Origin of the sequence: Streptomyces botrytidirepellens (genome assembly GCF_003721215.1) — a bacterium.
GTDB classification, from domain to species: Bacteria; Actinomycetota; Actinomycetes; order Streptomycetales; family Streptomycetaceae; genus Streptomyces; species Streptomyces himastatinicus.
In genome coordinates this window covers 1-6,899 of sequence record NZ_RIBZ01000696.1, presented here as the reverse complement: position 1 = coordinate 6,899, position 6,899 = coordinate 1, and the positions used below count along the sequence as shown (strand labels likewise).

Below are 6,899 nucleotides of genomic sequence, written 5' to 3'. Positions count from 1 at the left end.
GGTCGCCCGGGTGGCGGCGGCGGTTTCGCCGGTCGTCCCGGTGGTGGCGGCGGCGGTCGTCCGGGTGGCGGCGGCGGTTTCGCCGGTCGTCCCGGTGGCGGCGGTGGCCGTCCGGGCTTCGGCGGCCGCCCGGGTGGTCCCGGTGGCCGTGGTGGCACGCAGGGTGCGTTCGGCCGTCCCGGCGGTCCGGCGCGTCGTGGCCGTAAGTCGAAGCGGCAGAGGCGCCAGGAGTACGAGGCCATGCAGGCCCCGTCGGTCGGCGGCGTGATGCTGCCGCGCGGCAACGGCCAGACGGTCCGGCTGTCGCGTGGTGCGTCGCTCACCGACTTCGCGGAGAAGATCAACGCCAACCCGGCGTCGCTGGTCGCCGTGATGCTCAACCTCGGCGAGATGGTCACCGCGACCCAGTCGGTCTCCGACGAGACGCTCCAGCTCCTCGCCGACGAGATGAACTACGTCGTCGAGATCGTCAGCCCGGAGGAGGAGGACCGCGAGCTTCTCGAGTCCTTCGACATCGAGTTCGGCGAGAACGAGGGCGGCGAGGAGATGCTCGTCGCGCGTCCGCCGGTGGTGACCGTCATGGGTCACGTCGACCACGGTAAGACGCGACTGCTGGACGCGATCCGCAAGACCAACGTGGTCGCGGGCGAGGCCGGCGGCATCACCCAGCACATCGGTGCGTACCAGGTCTCGACCGAGGTCAACGAGGAAGAGCGCAAGATCACCTTCATTGACACCCCGGGTCACGAGGCGTTCACCGCCATGCGTGCCCGTGGTGCCAAGTCGACCGACATCGCGATCCTCGTGGTGGCGGCCAACGACGGTGTGATGCCCCAGACGATCGAGGCGCTGAACCACGCCAAGGCGGCCGACGTGCCGATCGTGGTCGCGGTCAACAAGATCGACGTCGAGGGCGCGGACCCGACCAAGGTGCGCGGTCAGCTGACCGAGTACGGCCTGGTGGCCGAGGAGTACGGCGGCGACACCATGTTCGTCGACATCTCCGCCCGTCAGGGTCTGAACATCGACGAGCTGCTCGAGGCCGTGGTCCTCACCGCGGACGCCTCGCTCGACCTGCGCGCCAACGCGGAGCAGGACGCGCAGGGCATCGCGATCGAGGCCCACCTGGACCGCGGCCGCGGCGCCGTGGCCACCGTGCTGGTCCAGCGCGGCACCCTGCGGGTCGGCGAGACGATGGTCGTCGGCGACGCGTACGGCCGCGTCCGGGCGATGCTCGACGACAACGGCAACCAGCTCCAGGAGGCGGGTCCCTCGACCCCGGTCCTGGTGCTCGGTCTGACCAACGTGCCGGGCGCGGGCGACAACTTCCTCGTCGTCGACGAGGACCGCACCGCCCGTCAGATCGCCGAGAAGCGCGCGGCGCGCGAGCGCAACGCCGCCTTCGCCAAGCGCACCCGCCGGGTCTCCCTGGAGGACCTGGACAAGGTGCTCAAGGCCGGTCAGGTCCAGCAGCTCAACCTCATCATCAAGGGCGACGCGTCCGGTTCGGTGGAGGCCCTCGAGTCCTCCCTGCTCCAGCTCGACGTCGGCGAAGAGGTCGACCTGCGCGTCCTGCACCGCGGTGTGGGTGCGGTCACCGAGACCGACATCGACCTGGCGACCGGCTCCGACGCCATCGTCATCGGCTTCAACGTGCGCGCCGACGGGCGTGCCACGCAGATGGCCGAGCGCGAGGGCGTGGACGTCCGCTACTACTCGGTCATCTACCAGGTGATCGAGGAGATCGAGGCGGCCCTCAAGGGCATGCTCAAGCCGGAGTACGAAGAGGTCGAGCTGGGCACGGCGGAGATCCGCGAGATCTTCCGCTCGTCCAAGCTGGGCAACATCGCGGGTGTCCTCATCCGCTCCGGCGAGGTCAAGCGGAACACCAAGGCCCGCCTCCTCCGGGACGGCAAGGTCATCGCGGAGAACCTCAACATCGAGGGCCTGCGCCGCTTCAAGGACGACGTCACCGAGATTCGCGAAGGCTTCGAGGGCGGTATCAACCTCGGCAGCTACAACGACATCAAGATCGACGACGTCATCGCGACGTACGAGATGCGCGAGAAGCCGCGCGGCTGACGCGCGCCTCTCATCCGGGGCCGGTCGGCGGAGAATTTCCGTCGATCGGCCCCGGCCCTTGCGTGTACGGTTCGAGAAGCCTCAACCTCGAAGGCCCCACGGGTGGCTTGACCCGGACCGCATGTATGTAGGGACGTTGTCCTTTGACCTGCTTCTCGGCGACGTACGGTCGCTGAAGGAGAAGCGCTCCGTCGTCCGCCCGATCGTCGCCGAGCTGCACCGCAAGTACGCGGTGAGCGTGGCGGAGGTCGGCGACCAGGACCTCTACCGCAGGGCCGAGATCGGCCTCGCGGCGGTCTCCGGGGACGCGGGCCACCTTAACGACGTCCTCGACCGCTGCGAGCGGCTGGTCGCGGGGCGGCCGGAGGTGGAGCTGCTGTCGGTGCGACGGCGGCTCCACGGTGGCGACGACGAGTGAGGGCCGGGGAATCGGCGGCCGGTCGATGACCGTCCCTGTTCATCGATGACTGAAGCGAAGAAGAGAGAAGAAGACGCATGAGCGACACCGCGCGGGCACGCAAGCTGGCGGACCGCATCCGGGTCGTGGTCGCGGAGACCCTCCAGCGGCGGATCAAGGACCCACGGCTCGGCTATGTGACCATCACCGACACCCGGATCACCGGTGATCTGCGGGAGGCGACCGTCTTCTACACGGTCTACGGCGACGACGAGGAGCGCGCGGCCTCGGCCGCCGCCCTGGAGAGCGCCAAGGGCGTGCTGCGGTCGGAGGTCGGACGGCAGACCGGGGTGCGGTTCACCCCGACCCTGACGTTCGTCCCGGACGCCCTGCCGGACAACGCCCGCACGATCGACGACCTCCTCGCCAAGGCCAAGGCGGCCGACGCCGAGGTCCGGGAGGCGTCCTCGGGCGCCACGTACGCCGGTGACGCCGACCCGTACCGCAAGCCGGGCGAGGAGGAGGCGGACGGGGACGAGTCTCCTTCCGACGGCGACGACGCGTCTCCCTCCGACGGCAAGGGTGCCGCGGACGCATGACACGCAAGGGCAGGGCCGGTTCCGGTGCGCCGGACGGCCTGGTGATCGTCGACAAACCGGCCGGGTTCACCTCGCACGACGTCGTCGCGAAGATGCGCCGCTTCGCCGGTACGCGCCGGGTCGGGCACGCCGGGACGCTGGACCCGATGGCCACGGGCGTGCTCGTGATCGGCGTCGAGAAGGCGACCCGGCTGCTCGGCCATCTGGCGCTGACCGAGAAGGAGTACACGGCCACGATCCGGCTCGGCCAGACCACGGTCACCGACGACGCCGAGGGGGAGATCACCTCCTCCGGCGGGGCGGCCGGGACCGTGCTGAGCGCCGTCGAGGCCGGGATCGGCGAGCTGACCGGGGACATCCAGCAGGTGCCGTCCAAGGTCAGCGCCATCAAGATCGACGGCAAGCGGTCCTACACCCGGGCCCGGGAGGGCGAGGACTTCGAGATCCCGGCCCGGCCGGTCACCGTCTCGTCTTTCGTCCTCCACGAGGCCCGCGAGGCGAAGGCCGAGGACGGCACGCCCGTCCTCGACCTCGACGTCACGGTGGTGTGCTCCTCGGGCACGTACATCCGCGCCCTGGCCCGCGACCTCGGCGCCGGGCTCGGCACCGGCGGCCATCTGACGGCGCTGCGCCGCACCCGGGTCGGCCCGTACGGGCTGGAGGCCGCGCGGACGCTGGAGCGGCTGGAGGAGTCCCTCCAGATCATGCCCATTGCCGAGGCCGCGGCCGCCGCCTTCCCGCGCTGGGACGTCGACGCGCACCAGGCCCGGCTGCTGGGCAACGGCGTACGGATCGACATGCCGCCCCGCGAGGGCGCAGCGGCGGGCCCGGTGGCGGTCTTCGGGCCGGAGGGGCGCTTCCTGGCCCTGGTGGAGGAGTCGAAGGGCCGGGCCAAGAGCCTCGCCGTCTTCGCATAGAGGTTCCGTGGGCCCGCGCCGACCGGCCTCCGGTGCACGGCGGGGGCAGGCGGCATGGCAGTCTTAGACCTGCGAAAGCAAAAGCGAAAGCGATAAGTCGGCAGTCGAAGGTTCGGGCGAGGAGCGGGCATAGTGCAGCGCTGGCGTGGCTTGGAGGACATCCCCGAGGACTGGGGGCGCAGCGTCGTCACGATCGGTTCCTACGACGGAGTGCACCGCGGGCATCAGCTGATCATCGGCCGCGCGGTGGCCCGCGCGCGGGAGCTGGGCGTACCGGCGGTCGTGGTCACCTTCGACCCGCACCCGAGCGAGGTCGTGCGACCCGGCAGCCATCCCCCGCTGCTCGCCCCGCACCAGCGGCGCGCGGAGCTGATGGCGGCGCTGGGCGTGGACGCGGTGCTGATCCTTCCGTTCACCCAGGAGTTCTCGCGGCTCACCCCCGCCGACTTCGTGGTGAAGGTGCTGGTCGACAAGCTCCACGCGCGGGTCGTGGTGGAGGGTCCCAACTTCCGCTTCGGCCACCGGGCCGCCGGGAACGTCGATTCGCTGCGCGAGCTGGGCACCACCTATGACTACGAGGTCGAGGTGATCGACCTGTACGAGCGCGGCGAGGCGGGCGGCGGCGAGCCGTTCTCGTCCACCCTGGTGCGCAGGCTGGTCGCCGAGGGGGACGTCACGGGCGCCATGGAGGTCCTGGGGCGGCCGCACCGCGTCGAGGGCGTCGTGGTCCGCGGCGCGCAGCGCGGCCGCGAACTGGGCTTCCCCACGGCCAATCTGGAGACGCTGCCGCACACCGCGATCCCGGCCGACGGGGTCTACGCGGGCTGGCTGACCGCCGAGGGCGAGTCCATGCCCGCGGCCATCTCGGTCGGCACCAACCCGCAGTTCGACGGGACCGAGCGGACCGTGGAGGCGTACGCGATCGACCGGGTCGGCCTGGATCTGTACGGACTCCATGTGGAGGTGGACTTCCTCGCCTTCCTGCGCGGCCAGGAGAAGTTCGACTCGATCGAGGCGCTGCTGGAGCGGATGGCGGCCGACGTGAAGCGGGCGAGCGAGCTGGTCGAGGAGTACGACAGCCACCGCTGACCGCAGTCGTACAACGGCGATCGCCCCGCCGGTCCGGTTCCTCCGGTCCGACGGGGCGATCGCCGTTCGTACGGGGCTACTGCTGGGGCGGGGGCGGCGGCTGGTGCTGCCACGGCTGCCCCTGCTGGCCCTGTTGGCCGTGTTGCTGGGGCGGCTGCTGACCGGGCTGCCCCTGCTGCTGCGGCTGTCCCTGCTGCGGTCCGGGCTGCCAGGGCTGACCGGGCTGGGGCTGCTGCTGTGCCTGGCCCGGCTGCTGCGGCGGGTACCAGCCCTGCTGCTGACCGGGCTGCCCGGGGTGGCCCGGGTGCTGCGGCGGCTGCCCCTGCTGCGGATAGCCGTACCCGTACGGCGGCGGCTGCTGGGCCTGCTGCGGCGCGTACGGCCCCGGGTAGGGCTGCTGGCCCTGCCCGGGCAGCGGCGGGGCCATCTGCGGCGGCTGGGCGCCGCCGTCGGCCGTCCACAGCCCCTGCGCCTGCTGCGCGCGGGAGAAGTCCTCGGCGACCATGGCGGAGAGGTTGAAGTACGCCTCCCGGGTCTTCGGGCGCATCATGTCGAGGTCCACCTCGGCGCCCGCCGACAGATGCTCGTCGAACGGCACGACGACCACCCCGCGGCAGCGGGTCTCGAAGTGCGACACGATGTCCTCGACCTTGATCATCTTGCCCGTCTCGCGGACCCCCGAGATGACCGTGATGGAGCGCTGGACGAGGTCGGCGTAGCCGTGCGCGGACAGCCAGTCGAGCGTGGTGCTCGCGCTGCTCGCACCGTCCACGGAGGGCGTGGAGATGATGATCAGCTGGTCGGCGAGGTCGAGCACCCCGCGCATCGCGCTGTAGAGCAGACCGGTGCCCGAGTCGGTGAGGATGATCGGGTACTGCTTGCCCAGGATGTCGATGACGCGGCGGTAGTCGTCGTCGTTGAACGTCGTCGAGACCGCCGGGTCCACGTCGTTGGCGAGGATCTCAAGGCCGGACGCTGCCTGCGAGGTGAACCGCCGGATGTCCATGTAGCTGTTGAGGTACGGGATCGCGGTGACCAGGTCGCGGATGGTCGCGCCGGTCTCGCGCCGCACCCGGCGGCCGAGCGTGCCCGCGTCGGGGTTGGCGTCGATCGCGATGACCTTGTCCTGGCGCTCGGTGGCCAGCGTCGAGCCGAGCGCGGTGGTCGTCGTGGTCTTGCCGACGCCGCCCTTGAGGCTGATCACCGCGATGCGGTAGCACGAGAGGACCGGCGTACGGATCAGCTCCAGCTTGCGCTGCCGCTCCGCCTCCTCCTTCTTGCCGCCGAGCTTGAACCGCGAACCGGCGGCGTTGTTCTTCTTGGGCTTCTGCTTCCCGCGGATGAGCCGGTCCGAGGACAGCTCGACCGCCGCCGTGTACCCGAGCGGGGCGCCCGCGTTGCCCTGTCCGGCGCCCGGGCGCTGCTGCCGCTGGTCGGGCGTGGCGACGGGCCAGCCGCCGGTACGGGGATCGGCGGCCGGGGCACCGGCGTCGGGGCGCGGGTAGCCGTAGCCGTCCTGCGGCTGGGGCTGCTGAGGGTGAGGCTGCTGCTGATGCGGCGCGGGCGGCGGGTACGGCCCCTGGCCCTGCTGAGGCCCGGGCGCGGGCGCGTCGGGGCGGGGGTAGCCGTAACCGTCCGGCCCGGGCGCCGGGGGCTGCTGCCCGGCCTGCGGATAGCCGTACTGCGGGGCCTGGGGCGCCTGGGGTCCCTGCGGGGCCTGGGGGGCCGGAGGAGGAGCCTGGGGCCCCTGCGGAGCCTGCGGGTGCTGCGCACTCTGCGGCCCCTGGGGACCGTGCGGCCCCTGGGGCCCCTGCG

Annotated in this window: 6 protein-coding genes; 5 read left to right on the top strand and 1 reads right to left on the bottom strand. The window is 71.6% G+C overall.

Annotated elements, in window-relative coordinates; all coding sequences use genetic code 11:
- The 5 genes from infB to EEJ42_RS36095 form a co-directional block, all read left to right on the top strand.
- Positions 1–2,082, top strand: a 2,082-nt coding sequence (gene infB, locus EEJ42_RS36115; RefSeq protein WP_123106426.1) for a translation initiation factor IF-2, incomplete at its 5' end; no start/stop codon positions are given.
- A gap of 121 nt (positions 2,083–2,203) precedes the next feature.
- Complete coding sequence (locus tag EEJ42_RS36110; protein WP_123106424.1) at positions 2,204–2,500, top strand: DUF503 domain-containing protein; 297 nt, start codon at positions 2,204–2,206, stop codon at positions 2,498–2,500.
- A gap of 77 nt (positions 2,501–2,577) precedes the next feature.
- Positions 2,578–3,078, top strand: a complete 501-nt coding sequence (gene rbfA, locus EEJ42_RS36105; RefSeq protein WP_123106423.1) for a 30S ribosome-binding factor RbfA — start codon at positions 2,578–2,580, stop codon at positions 3,076–3,078.
- The gene (truB, locus tag EEJ42_RS36100) at positions 3,075–3,995 is read left to right on the top strand and encodes a tRNA pseudouridine(55) synthase TruB (RefSeq protein WP_123106422.1); all 921 of its coding nucleotides are present in this window, start codon (positions 3,075–3,077) and stop codon (positions 3,993–3,995) included. The genes rbfA and truB overlap by 4 nt, the downstream gene beginning before the upstream one ends.
- 132 nt (positions 3,996–4,127) lie before the next feature.
- Positions 4,128–5,084 carry a bifunctional riboflavin kinase/FAD synthetase gene (locus EEJ42_RS36095; RefSeq protein ID WP_123106421.1) on the top strand — a complete coding sequence of 319 codons (957 nt, stop codon included), beginning with the start codon at positions 4,128–4,130 and terminating at the stop codon, positions 5,082–5,084.
- Positions 5,085–5,160: 76 nt separating this feature from the next.
- Here EEJ42_RS36095 and EEJ42_RS53400 read toward each other — a convergent pair.
- A partial coding sequence (locus tag EEJ42_RS53400; protein WP_246097592.1) for a MinD/ParA family ATP-binding protein occupies positions 5,161–6,899 on the bottom strand: 1,739 nt, incomplete at its 5' end.